This is a genomic window from Enhydrobacter sp. (genome assembly GCF_030246845.1).
Taxonomy (GTDB): domain Bacteria; phylum Pseudomonadota; class Alphaproteobacteria; order Reyranellales; family Reyranellaceae; genus Reyranella.
This window is the reverse complement of record NZ_CP126889.1, coordinates 1,210,808-1,232,415: the sequence shown is the minus strand read 5'-3', so window position 1 is coordinate 1,232,415 and position 21,608 is coordinate 1,210,808. Positions and strand designations below refer to the sequence as shown.

The following is a 21,608-nucleotide window of genomic DNA, read 5'->3' as shown; positions in this document are numbered from 1 at the left end:
TGTGACGCTGCAACTATCGAAACGATGTACCGATATTCGGCACACATGCCATGAGCGCACCCAGGATCGCCGGGCGACGGGTGATCGTGGCGCCGCGGCCGCAGCCGGCGCGAGCCGAGCCCCGGCCGAGTGCGCGCTCGCAGTCGCTCGAGCGCGGGCTCGACGTGCTGGAAACCATCGCGGCCGAAGGCGGTGAGCTCGGCGTGCGCGAGCTCGCGCGCCGCCTGGGGCTCAGTCCCACCGTGGTGCAGCGCCTCGTGAGCTCGCTGGCGACGCGCGGCTACATCGAGAAGAACGACGACACGTCGCGCTATCGCCTCGGCCATCGCACGCTGGCGCTGGGCGTGACGGGCGAAGGGGCTTTCGATTATGTCGTCGCCGCCCGGCGCGAGCTGGAGCGGCTGGCGCACGACCATCACCTGAACGGCTTTCTCTCGGTGCTGCGCGGCGGCCGCGCGATCTATCTGCTGGCCGTGCAGGCCGACGGCCCGGTCGCGATCAGGGTCAGTCCCGGCAGCGAGATGCCCCTGCACAGCACCGGCGCGGGCAAGGTCCTTCTGGCGTCGCTGAGCGACAACGAGGCACGCAAGGTCGTAGGCACGCGAAGGCTCGCCGCCATCACCCCGCACACCATCACCGATCCCGCGGCGCTCGTCGCCCTGCTCCCGAAGGTGCGACGGCAAGGCTTTGCTTTGGTGAACGAGGAGAACATTCCCGGCGTGCTCTCGGTCGGCGCACCGATCCGCGACCGGACCGGCGCCGTCGTCGCGGCGCTGAGCGTTGCCTTTCCGAAGTATCTCGATTCGGGCCTGACGCTTGCAAGCGTCGAGCCGCTGGTGACGGCGGCGGCGCTGCGCATCTCGCGGCTGCTGGGCATGCCGGCCAGCATGCCAACAAATGGAACAACAGGGAGCGTGTGAGGAGGAGCATGATGAAGATGAAGACCTGGTTGGCGGCCGCTGCCGCCTGCCTGCTCGGGGCCGTGCCCGCGCTGGCACAGCCGATCGTGATCGGCGTCTCGACGCCCAAGACGGGCCCGGCGGCGGTCGCGTCGGAATGGGAGATGTGGGGCGTCGATCTGGCCGTCGACGAGATCAACGCCGCCGGCGGCCTGCTCGGCGGCCGCAAGGTCGAGCTGATGGTGCTCGACAACAAGTGCAACCCGTCGGAAGGGGTGAACGTCGCCAACAAGCTCGTCGAGGCCAAGGTCGTGGCGATCGAGGGCGCTCATTGCAGCTCGGTCCATCTCGCCACGATGAAGATCATCGCCGATGCCAGGATCCCGATGATCACCGGCATCGCCTCGAACCCGCAGATCACCGAGCATGCGGGGCCGGGCCGCAACGAATATTCCTTTCGCATCAGCCCGTCCGACAGCGCCATGATGGACGCCCTGGGTCAGTATCTCGGCCAGAAGAAGATGTTCAAGACGGTGTCGATCGTGGCCGAGGACACCGACTTCGGCCGCGGCGGGGCCGACGCCTTCAAGGCGGTGGCCGGCAAGGCCGGACTGAAGATCCTGTCGACCGACTATCCGCCGCAGAACACGCCGGACTTCACCAGCCTGCTGACGCGCCTGCAGCAACTCCATCCCGATGCCATCGCCACCTTCCAGATCGGCGGCGACTCGATCAACTTCCTGCGCCAGGCGATGCAGCTCGGCGTCCATATCCCCTATACCGGCCGCGTCGAGCTGGGCGGGCGCAACCAGCCCATCATCGAGGCCGGCGGCATGGAAGGCTCGATCAGCGCCTGGGTCTACAATTCGACGATCGACGATCCGCAGAACAAGGCTTTCGTCGAAAAGATCGAGGCCAAGCACAAGTCCGAGCCCTACCTGCAAACCTGGGCCGGCTACCAGTCGATCCGCATCATCGCGCAGGCGATCAAGGATGCGAACAGCACCGACGGCCAGAAGGTCATGGAGGCCATGCGCAAGGTCAAGATCGACAACCTCATGGGCAAGGTCGTGGGCTTCGACGACCACAACTCGATGGGCCACTACGTCGTGCTGCAGACGGTGAAGAACCGCAAGGTCGCCGTCGCCGAGCTGGTGAAGGTGGAGTGACAGCCAGAGCAGTGTCATCCCGAACGAAGTGAGGGATCTTTCGGCTTGCTAAAGATCCCTCGCTACGCTCGGGATGACATCAACGAACGCTGTCATCGGAACAGATCCATCTGCCTCGGCCGCACGAGCTCGGCCGCGTTGCCGTCGCGGGCGGGCGGGCCGAGGCCGCGCAGGATGACGACCGGCCGGCGCTCGGCGGCCTGACCCATCAGAAGCGATGCCGCCGCCGCGATCTCGTCGGCGTGGCCGATCTCGGTGACGCGCAGGAGGCGGCCGTTCATGTCGGGTTGGCCGCGCATGTCGATCAGGCCGGGCAGGCCGGCGGCCCCGATCGCCGCGCCGACCGTGCCCATGCGCCAGGCGCGGCCCCAGGAATCGTTGATGATCACGCCCACCTCGACGCCGACGAGCTCCTTCAGCCGCGCGCGCAGCCGGCGGGCCGAGCCGTCGGGATCGGCGGGCAGCAACAGCACCTGCTCGGGATCGTCGACATTCGAAGCGTCGACGCCGGCATTGGCCATCACGAAGCCCAGCCGATGCTGCACGATCAGCACGCCGCGCACCGCCCGTACGATTTCGGTCGATTCCCGCAGGATCAATTCGACCAGCCGCGGATCCTTGTCGACCTGCCGGCCCAGCTCGACCGCCTTTTCGGAGGGGATGACGTCCGAGAGGCGGAACAGTCGCCCTTCGGCCTTGGAAACGATCTTCTGCGCCAGGACCACGACATCGTGGTTCTGGAGACCAAAAGGCGCGATCAACGAGGCGAGATCGTCGTCCCGTCTTATGCGGGGCAGGCCGGCGGGCGCGATCAGTTCGAGGCGTCGGGCGTTAATCGAAAAACTCCATCGCAGGAGAGAGGCGGGTAGTGATAAGCCTTTTCCCCGTCTTCGATCAAAGGGGCCGATCCATGCTCAGGCTAGGCTACAAGGCGTCCGCCGAACAATTCGCGCCGAAGGAGCTGCTCGACTTCGCCTGCGAGGCCGAGCGGCAGGGCTTCGACTCGGTGTTCATCAGCGACCATTTCCAGCCCTGGCGGCACGAGGGCGGCCATGCGCCGCACTCCGTCACCTGGATGGGGGCGCTGGGCGCCCGCACCGGCCGCATCGCGATGGGCACCAGCGTGCTCACACCGACCTATCGCTACCATCCCTCGATCGTGGCGCAATCCTTCGCCACCCTGGGCTGCCTCTTCCCCGGCCGCGTGATCCTGGGCGTGGGCACGGGCGAATCGCTGAACGAGGTGCCGGCGACCGGCCAGCCCTGGCCCGAGTTCAAGGAACGGTACGCGCGGCTGCGCGAATCGATCGTGCTGATGCGCAAGCTGTGGAGCGAGGAGCACGTCACCTTCGAAGGCGAATACTACAAGACCCGCGACGCCACGATCTACGACCGGCCGGCCGAGCTCATCCCGATCTACGTCGCTGCGGGCGGCCCGCAGGTCGCCAAATACGCCGGCCGCAGCGGCGACGGCTTCATCTGCACCAGCGGCAAGGGCGCCGAGCTCTATCGCGACAAGCTCATTCCCGGGGTGGTCGAGGGCATGAAGGCGGCCGGCAAGGCGCCGGGCTCCGTCGACTACATGATCGAGATGAAGGTGTCATTCGATACCGATCTCGCGCGCGCCAGGGAGGACACGCGCTTCTGGTCGGCGCTGGCGCTCTCGGCCGAGGAGAAGACCTCGGTGCACAATCCGACCGAGATGGCGCGTCTCGCCGACGCCCTGCCGATCGATCGCATCGCTAGTCGCTGGATCGTCTCGACCGATCCCGACGAGCACGTCGAGCGTATCGCCCCCTACCTCCAGCTCGGCTTCAACCATCTGGTGTTCCACGCGCCGGGCCCCGACCAGGCGCGCTTCCTGGCGCTCTATGCAAAGGACGTGCTGCCGCGGCTCCGCAAGAAATTCGGATAGCCTTCTTTGGGACCGCGAGCCTCCGGCTCGCTCATGGGCGGGCTGGCAGCCCGCAGTCCCAAAAGGACTCAGCGCGCGGTGGCCGCTTGCCGCGGCTTGGGCAGCACGCGGCGCTTGTCGCCTTCGGTCGCCGGGCCGGTCCAGCGGGTCGCGACTTCCAGCGTGACGGGCGCGAGCGGCGCGGCAGCATGCGCGGCCGCGATACGATCGGTGTCGGCATCGCCATAGAGCGTCGTGCGGACGCGCGCCGTGCGACCGAGATCGGCGATCAGCCGCTCCATCGCCTCCGGCGGCAGCTCCTCGCCGTGCTCGGCGCCGGCGGCGCGGGTGATCGACTCGTTCATCAGCGTGCCGCCCAGATCGTTGGCGCCGGCCTGCAGGCAGATCTTGGCGCCCTCGATGCCCATCTTCACCCACGAGGTCTGGATGTTCCTGACGTGCGGATGGAGCGCGAGCCGGCCGATGGCATGCATCAGCACCGCCTCGCGGAAGGTCGGCCCCAGGCGTGCCTGGCCCTTCAGCGCGATCGGCGCCTCGGCGGCGACGAACGGCAGCGGCACCAGTTCGGTGAAGCCGCCCGTCTCCTTCTGCAGGTTGCGCAGGCGCAGCAGATGGCGCGCCCAATGGATCGGCCGGTCGACATGGCCGAACATGATGGTGGCGGTCGAGCGCAGCCCCACCTTGTGGGCGGCCCGCATGATCTCGAGCCACTGATCGGTCGAGACCTTGTCGGGGCAGAGGACGTCGCGCACCTCGTCGTCCAGCACCTCGGCCGCCGTGCCCGGCAGGCTGCCGAGGCCGGCATCGCGCAGCGCGGCCAGGAAGTCCGGGATCGAACGGCCGAGGGTCGTGGCGCCGTGCCAGACCTCGAGCGGCGAGAAGGCATGCACGTGCATGCCGGGGATCCGCTCGCGCACGGCGTGACACACATCGAGATAGTGCTGGCCGGTGTAGTCGGGATGGATGCCGCCCTGCATGCAGACTTCGGTGGCGCCGCGGTCCCAGGCCTCGGCCGCGCGGCGTACGATCTCCTGCACCGTGAGGTCGTATGGCGAGCCGCGCAGGTTGGCGGCGAGCTTGCCCTTGGAGAAGGCGCAGAAGCCGCAGCGGAAGTAGCAGATGTTGGTGTAGTTGATGTTGCGTACGACGGCGTAGGAGACCGCGTCGCCCACCGTCTCGCGGCGCACCGCGTCGGCGGCCTGCGTCACGGCGGCGAAGTCTGGCCCGCGCGCCGCGAACAGTCGCTCGATATCGTCCTCGCCGAGATCCTCGCCGCGGGTCGCCCGGTCGAGGATCGGCGCGAGACTGGCGCTCGGGCGCACCGCCGGCTGCGCGAGAGTCGCGACATCGTCCTTGGGCAGCGCCATGACGAGGCCCGGCCGCCAGTCGTTGTCGCGCCTGAGCCCGCCCGCGCCGCTCAGCGCCAGCACGCGCGGACGCAATGCGGGATCGATCCAGGCCTTGTCGTGCACGTAGCGCGGGTAGACGGCGAGCCGCTCGGTCAGCACTTTGCCGTACTTCGCGCTTTCCACGGCCAGCGCTTCCAGCGCAGGCCAGGGCCGCTCGGGATTGACGTGATCGGGTGTCACCGGCGACACGCCGCCCCAGTCGTCGATGCCCGCCTCGATCAGCCGGCCGTAGCCCGGCTCCTGCAGATTGGGTGGCGCCTGGACCGAAAGCATGTCGCCGAAAATCAGGCGCGCCACCGCGACGGTCCACAAAAGTTCCTCGAACGACGGCTCGGGCGCCTTCGCCATGCGCGTGTCGGGCTTGGCGCGGAAGTTCTGGATGATGACTTCCTGCAGATGACCGTGGGCGCGATGCAGGTCGCGCAGCGCCAGCAGCGCCTCGATCCGCTCGGCGCGCGTCTCGCCGATGCCGATCAGGATGCCCGAGGTGAAGGGAACCTTCGCCTTGCCGGCGGCCCCGATCGTGGCCAGACGCGCCGCCGGCTCCTTGTCCGGCGCGCCGTAATGCGGGCCGCCGCGCTCGCCGAGCCGAGCCGCCGTCGTCTCCAGCATGATGCCCATCGAGACCGAAACGCGCCGCAACCGGGCGAGGTCGGCCGCCGTCATCAGCCCGGGATTGAGATGGGGCAACAGGCCGGTCTCCTTGAAGACCCGTTCGGCCATCGCCGCGAGGTAGTCGAGCGTCGTCGTATGGCCCATCGCTTCGAGCGCCTGGGCTGCGGGCTTCCATTTCAGCTCCGGCTTGTCGCCCAGGGTGAAGAGCGCCTCGGCACAGCCCGCCGTCTGGCCGGCGCGCGCGATTTCCAGCACCTGATCGGGCGTGAGGTATGCCGCCTCGCCGCGACGCGGCGGATGCACGAAGGTGCAGTAGCCACAGGTGTCGCGGCAGAGATGCGTGAGCGCGATGAAGACCTTCTTGGAGAAGGTCACGCGTTCGCCGAAGGCGGCATCGCGGATCGCCGCCGCCTTCTTCATCAGGCCCGGCAAATCGGCCGCTTCGGCAAGAATTCTTTCGACTTCAGGCGACATGACGGAACACATGGTACACAGGATGGTCGGAGACAAGCTGGGCCAGATCGGCCGGCGTGTCGATATCGCGCGAAAGGCCGGGCCGGCGCACGATGGCGGGCTCGATGCCGACCGATCGTGCGCGTTCAACGTGCAGCCTGGCGCTCGGCCGCTGGGTGGCGAAGGTGAATTCGAGCACCGTCGGCGGCCGCAGCAGAAGCGCGTTGGTGCCGCCATCCTTGGCCTCGGCGATGACCACGGGGCTTTTGCGGCCGGCCTCGATCAGGGCCTCGATGTCGGGCACGGAAAGATAGGGCAGGTCGGCCATCACCAGGAGGAGGTCTGTCGCGCCTTCGGCCTGCACCGTGCGGGCCGCTTCCGTTACGTCTCGATTGAGGTCGCTGTCGTCGCCGGCGCCGCTTGCCACGCGGATGGAGGGGAGCCCGGCCTGACGGAGCGTGCCGAGCACATGGTCCAGCATCCTCTGCGCCAGCGCACGCCGTCCCGCTGCATCGAGGACCGGCGCGAGGCGGCCCTTGGCGAGCGGCAGGGACTTCATCGGAACGACAGCGGCAAGCATGGCTAGGAGTGTTGCAGAGTGCGGGCGAGGGCGTCCACGAATTCGAGGGCTGCGACGGCAAGTCGCCGCTTGTCCTCGTCGGTGCGCATCATCGTGTCGGCGACAAGCACCTTGATCCCGAGATCTTCGATGGAGGCCTTCAGGCCCGCATCGGTCTGGTCGAGGACAAAGCCGTCGATCAGGCCTTTGTAGTAACGCGCCACGCCCAGTGCGGAAACATCGTGGCCAAGTTCGGCGAGCATCTTGGCGGCCGGGCCCTTGATCGCCTGTCCGCGCACGATCGGCGTCACGGCGACCCGCGGCGTCGTCGTGCGCTGCAGGGCGGTGCGCACGCCGGGGATCGCGAGAATGGGCGCCACGCTCACGAACGGGTTGGACGGACAGAAGATCACGCCGCGCAGGCCGGCCATGTCGAGAAGGACAGGGTTGGCGCGCGCCTTGTCCGCGCCGGTGAAGCGGACGCGCTCGACCGCAGGCTCGCAGCGCAGCCGGACGAACCAGTCCTGGAAGGCGAGGTCGCCGCGGTCGCTGGTGACGACGGTGCGCACCGGATTGTCGGTCATCGGGACGATGGCGCACTTGACGCCGAGACGCTGGGCGAGGTCCCTGGTCACTGTCGTGAGCGTCTCGCCGGCACGCAGGCGGCGGGTGCGCTCGATGTGCGTGGCGAGATCCTTGTCGCCCAGGCGAAACCAGGTCTCGCCGCCCAGTTGCTCGAGCGCCGCCATGGTGTTCCAGCTCTCGTCCCGTCGGCCCCAGCCTGTCTCCGGATTGGCGACGCCGGCCAGCGTGTACATGACCGTATCTAGGTCCGGCGAGATCGAGAGGCCGAGATGCTCGAAGTCGTCTGCCGTGTTCACGGCCACTGTCAGCGCCTCGGCCGGCAGAACGGCACTGAGGCCGAACGCGAGCTTGGCGCCCCCCACCCCGCCGGCGAGGGCGAGCACGCTGCGATTGTCCTGACTCATGCTCCGAGCTTAGCGCGAAAGGTGGAGGTGTCTGCGGAAAAGCGCGCGCTTCTGCAGGAGCTGTTCGCGCAGCGACGGCTCGACCGGCACGATGATCGCTTCGCTGCCGGAGGCGGCGATCAACGGACCGCCGACGCTCTGTCGGGCGAGCCGCGCCGCGCCCAGCGCCGGGCCGGTTTGCGCGTGCGGCTGAAGCCGGAGCGGAATGCCGAGCGCAGCGGCGACGAGACGGGCCCACAGGGTGCTGCGGGCGCCGCCTCCGGTCAGGCGGACCTCGCCGACGCGTGCACCGCTTTCGATCAGCGCCTCGTGCCCATCGGCCAAGGCCATGGCCACGCCCTCCATGACCGCCTGCACCAAGGCCAGAGGACTCGTCTCGTGAGTCAAGCCGGAGAAGGTGGCGGTCAGGGTCGGATCGTCGTGCGGCGTCCGTTCGCCGCCCAGGTACGGAGTGAAGACGGGCGTCTCGGCGGGGATCAGTTCCGCCGCCTCGACCTCGGCCATCAGGCTCGAAAGATCGGGTGCGCGCAACAGGCCGCCCACCCAGGCGAGCGACGCGCCGGCACTCAGGACCACGGCCTGCTGGCAGTAGAGAGCGGCCACGGCATGACGATGGGTATGCATGCCGGCGAATCTCGACGGGATGAAGCGGTCGTTGGCGACGAAATAAACGCCGGACGTGCCGAGTCCGATATAGGCATCGCCCGACCGGACGGCGCCGACGCCGATGCCGGCGCACATATTGTCTCCGCCGCCGCCCGCGACGGGCGTTCCTGCCGGCAGGCGCCAGCGCGCCGCCAGCTCGGCCCGCACGATACCGGCGATCTCGGCGCTATCGACCAGACGCGGCATCATCGTCCGAGCAATGCCGCACGCGGCAAGGAGAGCGTCGTCCCAGTCGCCTCCGGCCGTGTCCATCAGCAGCGTGGCCGAGGAATCGGCGCGGTCGCTGGCGGCCTCGCCGGTCAGGCATAGACGGACATAGTCCTTGGCGAGCAGCACGCGACAGGCGCGGTCGAGAGCAGCCGGCTCGTGGCGCGCGAGCCACAGAAGCTTGGGGGCGGGGAAGCCCGGCATTGGCCGACAGCCGACACGCTCGGTGAAATCGTGAAAGCGCCGCTCCAGTTCGCGGCATTCGGCGCCGGCGCGGCCGTCGTTCCACAGCAGGGCCGGGCGCAGCGGCCGGTCTGCCCGGTCGAGAAGGGTCACGCCCAGCATCTGCCCCGACAGGCCGATGGCCTTGACCGCCGCCATCGCGGCCGGCGAATCCGCAGCCAGCGCATCGAGCGTGAGCTCGACGGCGCGCCACCAGTCCTGCGGCCTCTGCTCGGCCCACTGCGGTCGTGGCCGTGAGACAGCGAGCGGCGCCGCCGCCTCGGCCACGGACCGGTCCTGCTCGTCGATCACGGCGGCCTTGACGCCCGACGTGCCGATATCGATGCCGAGATACATCAGCCGCCGCGCAGCAACCCAAGCGCCGCGCGCGCCGTCGCCTCGTCGCACACCAGCACGGAGCAGAGGCGGGCGCGCAGCACGCCCGCCACGATCGCCGACTTGTTGAGGCCGCCCGACGTCACGATCGCCGTGGAAACCTTGCGCAGCAGGTCGATCGGCATCGCGATCACGCGCCGGTTGACCGCGTGGCGCACCGGCTGGCCGCGTGCATCGAGGAACGTGCCCATGATGTCGCCGACGGCGCCCGCGCCGCGCAGCGACTCGACGGTCACGTCGCGCGGCAGGCCATAGCGGATCAGCAGCGAGCGGCGACTGAGATCGCCCACGCTCATCAGGGCCATGTCGATCGAGGAGAGGCGCTGGAAAGTATCGCGGAACACGTCCTGTTCCAGGATCGTGTCGCGTGAGCGCGGGCTGCCGGCGTAGATCGGTGCGGCGAGGTAGTTGCACTGCGCGTTGATGCGCCGGGCGAACTCGCTCGCGATCTCGAAGGTGTTGAGCTCCGACCCGTAGGTGAGCCCGCCCATCATGGAGTTGACGCTGAGATCAGGCAGGTTGGCGCTATGCAGATGCCGTACGGTTTCGTGCAGCGTGGCGCCCCATCCGATGCCGAGCGCGCGCACCCGGTCTTCGTTCAGGTGGCGCGCGAGATAGTCGGCCGTGGCCCTGCCCAGGACCGCCGAGATTTGCTCGGGGTCGGCCGGCGTGGGCACGATCACGGCGTCCTTCAGCCCGGTCTCGGCGATCAGCTCGCGTTCCAGCGCCACGCAGCCCGAAAGCCGCGCATTGACCTGGATGTTCACCAGCCCGCTGTCGCGTGCCTCCCCCAGCAGGCGGTTGGCCCTCAATCGGGTGATGCCGAGCTTGCCGGCGATATCGGCCTGCGTGAGGCCTTCCATGAAATAGAGCCAGGCCACGCGCACCCGGAGCTGCTCGTCATCGTCCGACATGGCGCCTGTCATACCCCGAAAACATTTGTATCGTATCCTATACAAATGTCGCGAAAGTTGATAATCCTCGGGCCATGGACGGGCTGGACTCGGACCTTCGGAAGGCGGTCGCCGTGGCTGGCACGACGCGCGATGTCGTCATTGCCGCGGGTAGCCTCGAGGCGCTGCCGGCCGTGCTGACGCGTACGGCGCCGGCCGAGACCTACGTGATGGTGGCCGATGACAACACCTGGGCGGCCGCGGGCCGGCGCGTGGCCGCCATCCTCGAAGCCGCGCGGATCGGCCTGGCCGAGCCGATCGTGATGAGCGGCTATCCGCGCGTTAAGCCGAGCGCCGAGCAGTCGCGCGATCTCGCCCGGCGCCTTCGCGCCGGCAGGCTGCTGCCGATCGCGATCGGCTCGGGCGTGATCAACGATCTCGTCAAGCATGCGGCCGGGCAGGCGGAAACTCCTTATGTCTGCGCGCCCACCGCCGCATCGATGGACGGCTACGCGGCGTCCGGCGCCGCCCTGCGCGAGGGCGGCTTCAAGCGCACGCTCGCCTGTGCCGCGCCCGTCGCCATCGTGGCGGACCTCGAGGTGATCGCCGAGGCGCCGGCGATCATGGCGGCGTGGGGCTACGGCGATCTAGCGGGCAAGCTGGTCGCGGGCGTCGACTGGATCGTGGCCGACGCTCTGGGCGAGGAGAGCCTGAATGCCGGTCCCTTCGCCATGGTCCAGGACCATCTGGACGATTGGCTCGGCAATCCGGCCGCGATCCGCGCCGGCGACCGAACTGCGCTCGGCGGCCTGATGCGCGGTCTGGTGATGTCGGGGCTGGCCATGCAGGCGCATGGCAACTCGCGGCCGGCCAGCGGCAGCGACCATCAGTTCGCCCATCTCTGGGAGATGGAGGAGGTGGCGGTCGACGGCGAGCCGGTCTCGCACGGCGCCTGTGTCGGCGTCGGCTGCCTCTCCATGCTGGCCGCCTACGAATGGCTGCAGTGGCAGGATGTCGGGGCGATCAACCCGGCGCGGCTCGCCGAGCGAGCGCCCTCCCTGTCGGCCTTGCGAGCAGACGTGCAGGCTTCGTTCCCGCTTTCCTTCATGGCGGCCAACGCCGCTGTCGAGACGGCGGCGAAAGCGGCGTCGCCGGCGCAGGTCGAGCGCCGGCTGCGCGCTTTGCGCGACAACTGGCCGGAGATACTCCGCTACCTGCGCAAGAGATTGCCTCGGGCGGCGACCGTGCGGCAGTGGCTCGACGCGGTCGGCGCGCCGTCTCGGGCCGGCGCGGTCGGCGTGCCCCTCGAGAAGCATGCGACGGATTACGCGCGGGCGCGGCTGATCCGTCGCCGTTACACCGGGCTCGATCTGCTGCACGACCTCGGCTGGCTCGACCGGGCCGTCGCCGATCTGTTTGCCGCCGGCGGATTCTGGGGGCCTGCGCGCGACGCGGCCCCGGTTGATCGTTCAATGCAGGGAGGAAAAGCATGAACCTGACCAAGAGGTCGTTGTTCACGGGACTGCTCGCGGCGAGCGCCGTCGCCGGCGGCGGCGCGAGCGCGGTCGCCCAGCAGCGCATCGAGATCCAGTTCTGGCACGCCATGAGCGGCGTGCTGGGCGAGCGCGTGGACGAGATCGTCAAGCGTTTCAACGACTCGCAGACCAAATACACGGTTGTCGCCACGCACAAGGGCAACTACGACGAGGTCATCAACGCCACGGTCGCGGCCTATCGCGCCAAGAAGGCGCCGCAGATCGTGCAGATCTACGAGCGCGGCTTCATGGCCATGCTGCTGTCCGGCGCCATCGTGCCGGTGCAGGATCTGATGACCGAGAAGAAGAAGCAGGTCGATTTCTCCGACTTCATCAAGCCGGTGGCGAGCTACTACCAGTACAAGGGCAAGCTGATGAGCATGCCCTTCAACTCCTCGACGCCGATCCTGTTCTACAACAAGGAGCAGTTCGAGAAGGCCGGCTTCGCCGCACCGGCCGACACCTGGGCCGAGTTCGAGAAGCAGCTCTATGCGATCAAGAGCAAGGGCATCGCCGAGTGCGGTTCCTCCCTTGCCGGGGATTATTTCTGGAGCCTGATGGAGAACTACAGCACTGTGAACGACCAGCCATGGGGTACGAAATCCAACGGCTACGACGGGCTGGATACGGAGTTCGTGTACAACAAGACACGGCTGGTGCAGCAGGTCGGCCGCCTGCAGAAGTGGGTCAATGACGGCATCATCCAGATCGCGGGCCAGGGCCTGAGCCCGCAGCAGCTTTTCACCTCCGGCAAGTGCGCGACCTATTTCGCCTCGACCGCCGCGCATGGCGGCATCGAGCGCAACGCCGAGATCAAGTGGAGCGCCACCTATCTGCCGCAAGAGGCGGATCTCACGGCGCGCAACAGCAGCATCGGCGGCGCGACGCTCTGGGTGATGAAAGGCCACAAGCCCGAGGAATATGACGGCGTCGCCGCCTTCCTCGAGTTCCTGGCCAAGCCCGACCTGCAGGTCTGGTGGCACAAGGTGACCGGCTACGTGCCGATCTCGAAGACGGCCTATCAAATGGCCAAGTCGGAGGGCTACTACAAGGATCATCCGACGCGTGAGATCGCCATCCTGCAGCTCGAGCGCGGCACGCCGACGCCCAACTCGCAGGGCTTCCACTTCGGCAACTACACCCAGGCGACCTTCGCGCTGCGCGAGGAGATGGAGTCGGTGTTCGCGAACAAGAAGACGCCGCAGCAGGGGCTGGACGACGCCGTACGCCGCGGCAACGAGCTGCTGCGGCAGTTCGAGAAGCTGAATGCGGGCAAGTACTAGCCTGTCACCTGCGCTGCCGGGGCCGGTCGTCACCGCGCCCCGGCGGAGGAGAGTGGCGCCGGCGGGTGGCACGCGCGGGCTGAAGCGCGCCCACTTCCGCGAGGCGCGCCTGCCGCTTCTCCTGCTGCTGCCGCAGTTGCTGGTGCTGCTGCTCTTCTTCTTCATTCCGGCGTTGCGGGCGCTGTCGCAATCCTTCGTTCTCACCGATCCGTTCGGCAACAGCGTCCAGTTCGTCTGGCTCGACAACTTCCGGCGCCTGATCGAGAGCCCCGAGTACCGCAGCTCGATCGGCGTCACCTTCTGGTTCACGCTGGCGCAGAATGCCCTCACCATCGTCATGGCGCTGGTCCTGGCCTTCGCCACCGACCGCGTGCTGCGCGGGCGCGGTTTCTATCGCAGTGTCATCCTGCTGCCCTATGCCATCGCACCGGTCATCGCCGGGATCCTCTGGGCCTTCCTCTTCAACACCGCTGTCGGGCCGATCTCGTTCGTGCTCCATGGACTGGGGATCGACTGGGATCCCAACCGGCACGGCATCGACGCCTTCCTGCTGGTGACTTTCGCCGCGTCGTGGAAGCACATCTGCTACGACTACATCTTCCTGATCGCAGCTCTGCTCTCCGTGCCGCCGTCGCTCCTGGAGGCGGCCGCCGTCGACGGCGCGGGGCCGCTGCTGCGTTTCGCCCGCATCTCGCTGCCGATGATCGGTCCCACGATCTTTTTCCTGGTGGTGATGAACTTCGTCTACGGCTTCTTCGAGACCTTCGCGATCGTCGATGCGGTGACCCATGGCGGACCGGGCGGGGCCACCATGATCCTGGTCTACAAGGTCTATATCGACGGCTTCGTGCACATCGATCTCGGCTCGTCAGCCGCTCAGTCCGTGCTGATGATGATCTTCGCCCTCGTGCTCACCGTGCTGCAGTTCCGCTACGTCGAGCGGAACGTGAACTACGACGTGTGACATGGTCGAGCGCACGCGCGGCATCGATATCGCCTGCCACGGCATCCTGATCCTGGGCGGTCTGCTGGTCTGCCTGCCGATCTACTTCGCCTTCGTCGTCGGCTCGCACACGGTCGGCGACGTGCTGGCCGTGCCACCGCCCTGGCTGCCCGGACGGGAATTTTTCGCCAATGCGTGGGCGGCCTGGGAGAAGGGCAATCTCGGCCGGCTGTTCGTGAATTCGTTCATCGTCGCGGCGGGCATCGCGGTCGGCAAGATCGCCGTCTCGCTCCTGTCGGCCTTCGCCATCGCCTATTTCCGGTTCCGCTGGCGCATGCTTGCCTTCTGGCTGATCTTCGTGTCGCTGATGCTGCCGGTCGAGGTGCGCATCCTGCCGACCTACGAGGCGGTGGCCAACGTGGCGCTGCCGCTGCAGTGGCTGATCGACGCGCTCGACCTTGGTCGCTGGCTGGGGATCGAGGTCACGCTCGACTGGAACATGATGAACAGTTACGGCGGGCTGATCCTGCCCTTGGTCGCCTCCGCCACCGCCACCTTTCTGTTCCGCCAGTTCTTCCTCACCGTGCCCGAGGAGTTGGCGGAGGCCGCGCGCATCGACGGCGCCTCGCCGCTGCGCTTCTTCCGCAGCGTGCTCCTGCCGCTGTCGGTGTCGAACATCGTGGCGCTCGGCATCATTCTCTTCCTCTACGGCTGGAACCAGTATCTGTGGCCGCTGCTGTTCACGACCGACAAGAACATGGCGACCGCCGTCATCGGCCTCAAGGACCTGATCCCGCAGTCCGATACCGAGCCCGCCTGGAACGTCGCCATGAACGCGGCATTGCTCGTCATGCTGCCGCCGGTGATTGTCGTGATCGCGCTGCAACGCTGGCTGGTGAAGGGGCTGGTCGATGCCGGCAAGTGAGCGCGTGCTGATCGTCGGCCATCGCGGCGCGCGCAACCTCTGGCCGGAGAACAGCCTCGAGGGCTTCAGGCGCACCAGGGCGCTCGGGATCGACGCGGTGGAATTCGATGTCCATCTGGCGCACGACGGCGAGCTGGTCGTGATCCACGATCCGACCCTCGAGCGCACGACCGAGGGCACGGGCGCCGTCGCCGATCGCACGACCGCCGAGCTCGCGGCGACGAAGCTGCGCGGTGGCAATGGCGAAGGCGTGCCGCGGCTTGCGTCGGTGCTCGACATCTTCGCCGGCTCGGGCATGGAGCTGCAGATCGAGATCAAGACCGACGCGGCCGGCCGGCCCTATGCGGGGCTCGAGCGGCGCCTGATCGCCCTGCTCGACGGGCGAGGAATGCGCGACGAAGCCATCCTGACATGCTTCGTGCCGCAGGTGCTGGAAAATGTGCGGCGGCTGCGACCGGCGCAGCGCGTTCTCGCCTCGCTCGATCGGCGTTCGGCCGAGATGCTGGGCGGGCTGGATCTCGCCCTCGACCGTCTGACGGCCATCGAGGGCTGCATGGTTGCCGTGGAGAAGGGGTTGCTGGCGCAGCGTTTCGATCGCTGCCTGCAGCGGCTGGGGCCGGATCGACTCGGAGTCTGGGTGCCGAACGAGGCGACGGAGCTTGCCGGCTGGCTGGCGCGACCTTTGCGGCAGATCACGACCGATCGGCCGGATATCGCTCTGCAACAGAGATAACGACCGCCGCTGTCGCGACACAGCGATTGAAGCGATTGAATCGACTGTCGGCGACCTCTAGGCTCCGCTGCCGAAAACAAGCACTCGGGGAGGAGACGATGAAGCTTCTTGCTGCCGCGAGCCTGGCGGCCTGTGCGCTGGCCTGGACGGGGACGGTGTCGGCCCAGCAGGCCAAACTCTGCGACAAGCCGCGCCAGATGGACGGTTTCAAGACCTGCGCCGACGTCGCCAAGGCCGAGGCCGAGGGCGCCTTCGTTCTCTACTCGACCGATCCGGATGCCGGCCAAGCCAAGCTGCTGGCCTCCTTCAACAAGGCCTTTCCCAACATCAAGACCAACTATGTGCGCCTGCAGGCCGGCGCGCTCTATGCCAAGCTCCTGTCCGAGCGCCAGGCCAAGTCCTACCTCGTCGACGTGATCCAGCTCTCCGACATGGGTATGATCCTCGACTTCCAGAAGCGCAATGGATTCACCCAGTACATCTCGCCCGAGATGGCCGCCTTCAAGAAGGAGTACAAGAGCACGCCGGAAGGCTACTGGACCTGGGGCTCGGTGATCATGGCGGGCCTCGCCACCAATCCCAAGGTCGTGCCGACGGCCGAAGCGCCCAAGAAGTGGGAGGACCTGCTTGATCCCAAGTGGAAGGACGGGATCAGCGTCAAGGTCTCGAACTCGGGTCTGCAGCACGGCGTCTGGTACACGCTGAAGCCGATCCTGGGCGACGACTACTTCAAGAAGTTCGCCGAGCAGAAGCCGCGCGCCTTCGACTCCTACGTCCAGCAGTACGGCCGTCTGGTCGACGGCCAGGACAAGGTCATCATGGGCGCGCAGTATTCGGGTTATCTCGAGTTCAAGGCCAAGGGAGCACCGCTCGACTTCGTCTTCCCGGCAACCGGCGTGCCGACCGTCCCGGAGACCTACGGCATCGTGGCCGACGGGCCGCATCCCAACGCCGCGCAGCTCTTCATGGACTGGTTCCTTTCGCCGGTCGGGCAGAAGGCGCTGTCGGAAGCGCTGCTGCTGCACTCGCCGCGCGACGACGTGCCCCCGCCGGCTGGCGGCGTTCCGCTCAAGGAGATGAAGCTCCTGGTGCCGGCCGACTGGACGGCGTTCGAGAAGGATCGCCCGTCCTTCGCGAAGCAGTGGAATCGCATCGTCGGCGCCCGTCACTGAGCCGCCTTTGACGGCGATCACCGACTCAGGCGTCGCCCAAGCGGCCGGTCGTCCCGCCCGCAACTGGCAGCCCGTCGTCACCGGCGCCGTCGTGCTGGCGGTGGCCCTGCTCATCCTCCTGCCGCTGGTGTTCCTGGTCGAGGAGTCGCTGAACGTCGGCGACGCACTCGCCTTCCCGCCGGAGGAATACGGCATCTCGAACTATATCGAGATGTTCGACGAGGACCTCTACATCCTCACCAATACCGTGAGCATCGCGGTGATGGCGACGGTGATGGCGATCCTGATCGGCTTCACCCTCGCCTGGATCCTGACGCGCACCAACGTGCCGGGCCGCGACAGCCTCGAGCGGCTGCTGGAGCTGCCCTACTACATGACGCCGCTGGTCGGCGCGCTCGCCTGGGCCGTGCTGGCCGCGCCCACGAGCGGCTTCTTCAACCAGCTCTGGCACTATGTCGGGGGCGGCGGCGACATCGTCGACGTCTATTCGAAGTTCGGCATCGCTTGGATCATGGCCCTGTTCGAGGGAACGGTGGCGTTCGTCATGATCTCCGCCTCGATGAAGTCGATGGACCCGGCGCTCGAGGAGTCGGCGCGTGTGATGGGGGCGAGCAAGCTGCGCACGGCGCTCACCGTGACCTTGCCGCTGGTCATGCCCGGCGTGCTCGGCGCCACGCTGTTCGTCTTCGCCGAGATGCTGGGCTCGTTCGCGGCCGCGCTGGTGATCGGCATTCCCGCCCGCATCTACGTCATCACCACCTCGATCTGGGAGTCCACGCTCTCCTATCCGCCCGACTACGGGCGGGCCGCGGCGATGGGGCTGGCGCTGTTCGTCGTCATGTTCGGGATGCTCACCTTCTATCGCTGGATGGTGAGGCGCGGCAGCTTCGCCACCATCACCGGCAAGGCGTTCCGCCCGCGCACCATGGACATGGGGCGGCTCTCCTGGCTGCTGCTGGGCGTGTGCCTGCTCTATATCTTTCTTGCCGTCGTGCTGCCGATCGGGGCGCTGATCCTGACCTCGCTGCAGCGCTTCGCGACCGTCATCCTGAGTCAGGCCGAGTTCACGCTGGCCAACTATCGTATGGCGCTGGGCCTCGGCCCGGTGCGCACGGCGCTGTTCAACAGCCTGACGCTCGGCCTCGGCGTCGCGACGGTGGGCGTGATGGTGATGGCGCTGATCGTCTGGACGATCTACCGCTCGCAGCTCAGGGGCCGCGGCGCCATTGAGTATCTGGTGATGTTCCCGCAGGCCGTGCCGCGCATGGTGTTCGGGCTAGCGCTGCTCTGGGCCTGGCTCAACATCCCGATCCCGATCTACGGCACGCTGTGGCTGCTGGCGCTTGGCTACTTCACGGTCATGCTGCCGCTCGGCGTGCGTACGCTCGCCGGCGTCGTGCTGCAGATCGACAGGAGCCTCGAGGAATGCGCCCGCGTCTGCGGCGCGAGCTGGGGCTATCAGATGCGCAGCGTGACGCTGCCGCTGCTGCGGCCCGGCATTCTCGCCGCGTGGCTGCTGATCTTCATGGCCTGCGTGCGCGAGCTCGGCGTTTCGGTGTTCCTGATGGGCCCCAACGCCAAGGTGATCGCGCCGTCGATCGTGTCGGCCTTCGCCTCGAGCGGCACCGAGCTCACGGCGGCGATGGCTCTCATTCAGACGGCGAGCGTGATCGTGGCTCTCATCATCCTCTTCCGCCTCACCCGCGGCATGACGAAGGAACTGGCGTGATCCGGATCGAACTCGAGGACCTCGTCATTCGCTACGGCGACATGACGGCGGTGAACGGCGTCAGCTTCACCGTGGGCCGCGGCGAGCATCTGACGCTGCTCGGCCCCTCGGGCTGCGGCAAGACCACGACGTTGCGCGCGATCGCCGGTCTCGAGCAACCTGCCAGCGGCAGCATTCGCATCGATGGCCAGCCGATGTTCGACGCGACGGCGCGCAAGAACGTGCCGGCCGAGCAGCGCGGCGTATCCATGGTGTTCCAGTCCTACGCCGTATGGCCGCACATGAGTGTGTTCGACAACGTCGCCTACGGCCTCAAGGTGCGCAAGCAGAGCAAGGCCGACATTGCGGCCAACGTCGACCGTGCGCTGGGCCTCGTGCAGATGCGGCATCTCGCCGACCGCGCCGCCTCGAAGCTGTCCGGCGGCCAGCAGCAGCGCGTGGCGCTCGCCCGCGCAATCGCCTTCTCGCCCAACGTGGTGCTGTTCGACGAACCGCTTTCCAACCTCGACGCCAAGCTGCGCGCCGAGATGCGTGTGGAGCTGCGCGATCTGCAGCGCCGGCTCGACATCACCTCGGTCTATGTCACGCACGACCAGGAGGAGGCGCTCGCCATCTCCGACCGGGTGATCGTGATGAATGTCGGCTCGATCGAGCAGATCGGCACTCCCGAGGACATCTACAATCGGCCGATGAGCCGTTTCGTCGCCGACTTCGTGGGCTCGGCCAACATCCTGAAGGGCCGGCTGACGGGATCGGACGTCTTCGAAGCCGAAGGGGGAGCCACGCTGCGCGTCAACGGCGCCACCACGGCCCGCGGCGACTCGGGCGAGGTGGCCGTACGCACCGCCTATATCGATCTCGTCGCCCGGCCCGGGGACAATCAGCTCGCGGGAACCGTGCGCCAGCGCATGTTCCATGGCGACTTCGTGCAGTACATCGTCGAATGCGCCTGCGGCCGTCTGATCGTCCGCCGCCCGCCGACCAATCTCCTGGACGAGGGCGCCCCCGTGACGCTCTCCTTTTCGCCCGAGCATACCGTGCTGCTGCGCTCAGGATGACGCAGAAATGTCCGACAGAAAGGTCATGGCATCTCTTCATCAGGCATGGGTGGCGCTGCAGCCCAGGCTAAAGATTTTGGAGCCAGTGCAGTTCTCTTCTGACCATTGGTCCCTCGTTGAGCGCATGCACGAAGATTTCAATGACCGCGAAGTGCATACTCACTTGCCCATGCCTATTGCCCGCTTCCGTGAGGAAGCAAGGAAAGCGATCTACGAACACGCGAAGCAGTTCAACGGTGTCAACACCGTCTATGTCAACGACGCCTGGTTCGTAGAAAAGTTTGTCGCCGGTACTCCCGACACGATGGCGGCCTACGTGCGCCTCTTCAATGACGATGTCGATGAGATGATGGGCGTCCTGATCCCTTCTGCGCGGTATCGCAAAGAGCACTATGCGTATGGCAAATTTACAGTGCCCGAACCGCATGGTCTGCATACCGACCATAGTGCAGAGGATCCGGATGCCGCCGGAGAACCAATCTGCATAGCCCGGATCGAAACTCTGGGTACGCACTATGTTGCCGGCGATTACAGGGCACATGACTCCCAAACGCGAAGCATGCTCAAAGCTTTGAGGTATTGGGTTGCTGTTCCCGAGGGTGAGCCAGAAGCCATTCTCGATGAACTGTTGGAACGGGAGACAATTAAGACCATCCCGGCAAATCTTGTCATGCTGATGGTCGCTGGAAACAGTTCGGACAACGCGCAAATCACACAACATATCGCCGCGAGACCGCCCAATGGCGGACTGCACTCGGCTTTTTTTCAGAGGCAGTATAAGCTCATATAAAAATTTGCGCGTTGGTGCTGGCACCGGTCGCAGCGCGGTACCCGACTCAAATGCCAAGGGCGGCGGCGAGTCGGCGAAACGCCATATCGCTTCCCGGCAGGCCGAAGCGCAGCCAGTGCGGCTCGTGAGCGAAGGCCCGGACATGAATGCCCTGCTGTCCTAATCGCTCGACGATACCGGCTGCGTGCGGATGCCGCGCCAGGCGGAAAAGCGGCGTGCCGCCGAGTAACGTAAATCCCGCCTTCGCAAGCATGGCATCGAGCCGCGAGCTGTCCTCCTTCAACCTTGCCGTCGTCGCGCGGAACCAGGCATCGTCGGCGAGCGCGGCGCGGCCGATCGCGAGCGCCGGGCCAGAGACGGGCCAGGGTCCGAATTCCGTGCGCAGCCGGTCGGCGAGGTCGGGTCGGGCGATGGCAAAGCCCAGCCGCAGGCCCGCGAGTCCATAGGTCTTGCCGAAGGAGCGCAGCACGACCGCGTTCGACGGCAGGTCGCGCGCAAGGCTGGCAGCGGCGGGCAGGAAGTCGACGAAGGCTTCGTCAACGACGAGCATCGCGTGCCGCGTCGCGAGCTCGGCCACAGGCAGCAGCCGGCCGGTGGGATTGTCGGGATTGACGACGATCGCGACGTCATGGCCGTTGGCGCAGGCGAGGTCGCTCACGACCGTCACGTCGTGGCCGTGTCGCCGCCAGCAAACCTCATGCTCCTCGTAGGTAGGCCCGACGATCGCGACCCGGGCCTGCGGCACGAGTCGCGGCAGAAGCTGGATCAACGCCTGCGTGCCCGGCGCCGCGACGATGGTCGCAGGATTGTGGACCTCGAAGCGCCGCGCCGCCGCAATGCGGAGCGCCTGCTCGTCGGCCCGGCCCGGCAGGCGCGACCATGCCTCGGCGGCGACGGCTTCGACGGGATAGGCGGTGGGATTGATGCCGGTCGAGAGGTCGAGCCACGGCTCGGGCGCCTGCGGAAAGCGGCGGCGGGCCAGGTCGAGGTCGCCCCCGTGCACGACTTTTGCGTCTTGTTTCACGTTGGCAACCGCCATGATAGGCAC

19 protein-coding genes are annotated in these 21,608 nt (G+C 67.2%); 12 read left to right on the top strand and 7 right to left on the bottom strand.

What is annotated here, in order from left to right:
- The first annotated feature begins 50 nt into the window (after nucleotides 1-50).
- Nucleotides 51-920 carry an IclR family transcriptional regulator gene (locus OJF58_RS06325; protein WP_300782740.1) on the top strand — a complete coding sequence of 290 codons (870 nt, stop codon included), beginning with the start codon at nucleotides 51-53 and terminating at the stop codon, nucleotides 918-920.
- A gap of 8 nt (nucleotides 921-928) precedes the next feature.
- The gene (locus OJF58_RS06320; protein ID WP_300782737.1) at nucleotides 929-2,068 is read left to right on the top strand and encodes an ABC transporter substrate-binding protein; all 1,140 of its coding nucleotides are present in this window, start codon (nucleotides 929-931) and stop codon (nucleotides 2,066-2,068) included.
- 92 nt (nucleotides 2,069-2,160) lie between these two features.
- On the opposite strand, the gene cofE is transcribed toward OJF58_RS06320, so the two are convergent.
- A complete protein-coding gene (cofE, locus tag OJF58_RS06315) occupies nucleotides 2,161-2,904 on the bottom strand; it encodes a coenzyme F420-0:L-glutamate ligase (RefSeq protein ID WP_300785193.1) in 744 nt (247 codons plus the stop codon).
- Nucleotides 2,905-2,978: 74 nt separating this feature from the next.
- Between cofE and fgd the strand changes: the two genes are divergently transcribed.
- On the top strand, nucleotides 2,979-3,983 hold the full coding sequence (fgd, locus tag OJF58_RS06310) for a glucose-6-phosphate dehydrogenase (coenzyme-F420) (RefSeq protein WP_300782734.1): 1,005 nt from the start codon (nucleotides 2,979-2,981) through the stop codon (nucleotides 3,981-3,983).
- Between the two features lie 68 nt (nucleotides 3,984-4,051).
- On the opposite strand, the gene cofH is transcribed toward fgd, so the two are convergent.
- From cofH to OJF58_RS06285, 5 genes are read right to left on the bottom strand one after another with little or no spacing between them, the layout of a single operon-like run.
- Nucleotides 4,052-6,481 carry a 5-amino-6-(D-ribitylamino)uracil--L-tyrosine 4-hydroxyphenyl transferase CofH gene (gene cofH, locus OJF58_RS06305; RefSeq protein ID WP_300782731.1) on the bottom strand — a complete coding sequence of 810 codons (2,430 nt, stop codon included), beginning with the start codon at nucleotides 6,479-6,481 and terminating at the stop codon, nucleotides 4,052-4,054.
- Entirely contained in the window at nucleotides 6,471-7,019 is a 549-nt protein-coding gene (gene cofC, locus OJF58_RS06300) for a 2-phospho-L-lactate guanylyltransferase (RefSeq protein ID WP_300782729.1), read from the bottom strand. Before cofC ends, cofH begins: the two co-directional genes overlap by 11 nt.
- 23 nt (nucleotides 7,020-7,042) lie before the next feature.
- Nucleotides 7,043-8,008 (bottom strand): 2-phospho-L-lactate transferase, encoded by a 966-nt coding sequence (gene cofD, locus OJF58_RS06295; protein WP_300782727.1) that lies wholly within the window; start codon nucleotides 8,006-8,008, stop codon nucleotides 7,043-7,045.
- 9 nt (nucleotides 8,009-8,017) lie between these two features.
- A complete protein-coding gene (gene xylB / locus OJF58_RS06290) occupies nucleotides 8,018-9,460 on the bottom strand; it encodes a xylulokinase (protein WP_300782724.1) in 1,443 nt (480 codons plus the stop codon).
- Nucleotides 9,460-10,413, bottom strand: a complete 954-nt coding sequence (locus OJF58_RS06285) for a sugar-binding transcriptional regulator (RefSeq protein ID WP_300782722.1) — start codon at nucleotides 10,411-10,413, stop codon at nucleotides 9,460-9,462. Before OJF58_RS06285 ends, xylB begins: the two co-directional genes overlap by 1 nt.
- A gap of 113 nt (nucleotides 10,414-10,526) precedes the next feature.
- Between OJF58_RS06285 and OJF58_RS06280 the strand changes: the two genes are divergently transcribed.
- The 9 genes from OJF58_RS06280 to OJF58_RS06240 all read left to right on the top strand — a co-directional run bounded on the left by OJF58_RS06280 (nucleotide 10,527) and on the right by OJF58_RS06240 (nucleotide 20,560).
- A complete protein-coding gene (locus OJF58_RS06280) occupies nucleotides 10,527-11,885 on the top strand; it encodes a sn-glycerol-1-phosphate dehydrogenase (protein ID WP_300782719.1) in 1,359 nt (452 codons plus the stop codon).
- A complete protein-coding gene (locus OJF58_RS06275) occupies nucleotides 11,882-13,210 on the top strand; it encodes an extracellular solute-binding protein (RefSeq protein ID WP_300782716.1) in 1,329 nt (442 codons plus the stop codon). Before OJF58_RS06280 ends, OJF58_RS06275 begins: the two co-directional genes overlap by 4 nt.
- Nucleotides 13,194-14,174 (top strand): ABC transporter permease subunit, encoded by a 981-nt coding sequence (locus OJF58_RS06270; RefSeq protein WP_300782713.1) that lies wholly within the window; start codon nucleotides 13,194-13,196, stop codon nucleotides 14,172-14,174. Before OJF58_RS06275 ends, OJF58_RS06270 begins: the two co-directional genes overlap by 17 nt.
- A gap of 1 nt (nucleotide 14,175) precedes the next feature.
- Nucleotides 14,176-15,078 (top strand): ABC transporter permease subunit, encoded by a 903-nt coding sequence (locus tag OJF58_RS06265; protein ID WP_300782710.1) that lies wholly within the window; start codon nucleotides 14,176-14,178, stop codon nucleotides 15,076-15,078.
- Nucleotides 15,065-15,811, top strand: a complete 747-nt coding sequence (locus tag OJF58_RS06260) for a glycerophosphodiester phosphodiesterase family protein (protein ID WP_300782708.1) — start codon at nucleotides 15,065-15,067, stop codon at nucleotides 15,809-15,811. Before OJF58_RS06265 ends, OJF58_RS06260 begins: the two co-directional genes overlap by 14 nt.
- 98 nt (nucleotides 15,812-15,909) lie before the next feature.
- Nucleotides 15,910-16,983 carry an extracellular solute-binding protein gene (locus OJF58_RS06255; protein ID WP_300782705.1) on the top strand — a complete coding sequence of 358 codons (1,074 nt, stop codon included), beginning with the start codon at nucleotides 15,910-15,912 and terminating at the stop codon, nucleotides 16,981-16,983.
- A gap of 7 nt (nucleotides 16,984-16,990) precedes the next feature.
- Nucleotides 16,991-18,712, top strand: a complete 1,722-nt coding sequence (locus OJF58_RS06250; RefSeq protein WP_300782702.1) for an iron ABC transporter permease — start codon at nucleotides 16,991-16,993, stop codon at nucleotides 18,710-18,712.
- Nucleotides 18,709-19,770, top strand: a complete 1,062-nt coding sequence (locus OJF58_RS06245; protein WP_300782700.1) for an ABC transporter ATP-binding protein — start codon at nucleotides 18,709-18,711, stop codon at nucleotides 19,768-19,770. Before OJF58_RS06250 ends, OJF58_RS06245 begins: the two co-directional genes overlap by 4 nt.
- A 7-nt stretch (nucleotides 19,771-19,777) precedes the next feature.
- Entirely contained in the window at nucleotides 19,778-20,560 is a 783-nt protein-coding gene (locus OJF58_RS06240; RefSeq protein WP_300782698.1) for a hypothetical protein, read from the top strand.
- Between the two features lie 46 nt (nucleotides 20,561-20,606).
- On the opposite strand, the gene cobD is transcribed toward OJF58_RS06240, so the two are convergent.
- Complete coding sequence (cobD, locus tag OJF58_RS06235) at nucleotides 20,607-21,584, bottom strand: threonine-phosphate decarboxylase CobD (RefSeq protein ID WP_366526820.1); 978 nt, start codon at nucleotides 21,582-21,584, stop codon at nucleotides 20,607-20,609.
- Nucleotides 21,585-21,608: the final 24 nt, after the last annotated feature.

Coding starts and splice junctions, on each gene's coding strand:
- OJF58_RS06325 (WP_300782740.1), top strand. CDS start 51: ATGAGCGCACCCAGGATCGCCGGGCGACGGGTGATCGTGGCGCCGCGG.
- OJF58_RS06320 (WP_300782737.1), top strand. CDS start 929: ATGATGAAGATGAAGACCTGGTTGGCGGCCGCTGCCGCCTGCCTGCTC.
- fgd (WP_300782734.1), top strand. CDS start 2,979: ATGCTCAGGCTAGGCTACAAGGCGTCCGCCGAACAATTCGCGCCGAAG.
- cofH (WP_300782731.1), bottom strand. CDS start 6,481: ATGTCGCCTGAAGTCGAAAGAATTCTTGCCGAAGCGGCCGATTTGCCG.
- cofC (WP_300782729.1), bottom strand. CDS start 7,019: ATGAAGTCCCTGCCGCTCGCCAAGGGCCGCCTCGCGCCGGTCCTCGAT.
- cofD (WP_300782727.1), bottom strand. CDS start 8,008: ATGAGTCAGGACAATCGCAGCGTGCTCGCCCTCGCCGGCGGGGTGGGG.
- xylB (WP_300782724.1), bottom strand. CDS start 9,460: ATGTATCTCGGCATCGATATCGGCACGTCGGGCGTCAAGGCCGCCGTG.
- OJF58_RS06285 (WP_300782722.1), bottom strand. CDS start 10,413: ATGTCGGACGATGACGAGCAGCTCCGGGTGCGCGTGGCCTGGCTCTAT.
- OJF58_RS06275 (WP_300782716.1), top strand. CDS start 11,882: ATGAACCTGACCAAGAGGTCGTTGTTCACGGGACTGCTCGCGGCGAGC.
- OJF58_RS06270 (WP_300782713.1), top strand. CDS start 13,194: ATGCGGGCAAGTACTAGCCTGTCACCTGCGCTGCCGGGGCCGGTCGTC.
- OJF58_RS06265 (WP_300782710.1), top strand. CDS start 14,176: ATGGTCGAGCGCACGCGCGGCATCGATATCGCCTGCCACGGCATCCTG.
- OJF58_RS06260 (WP_300782708.1), top strand. CDS start 15,065: ATGCCGGCAAGTGAGCGCGTGCTGATCGTCGGCCATCGCGGCGCGCGC.
- OJF58_RS06255 (WP_300782705.1), top strand. CDS start 15,910: ATGAAGCTTCTTGCTGCCGCGAGCCTGGCGGCCTGTGCGCTGGCCTGG.
- OJF58_RS06240 (WP_300782698.1), top strand. CDS start 19,778: ATGTCCGACAGAAAGGTCATGGCATCTCTTCATCAGGCATGGGTGGCG.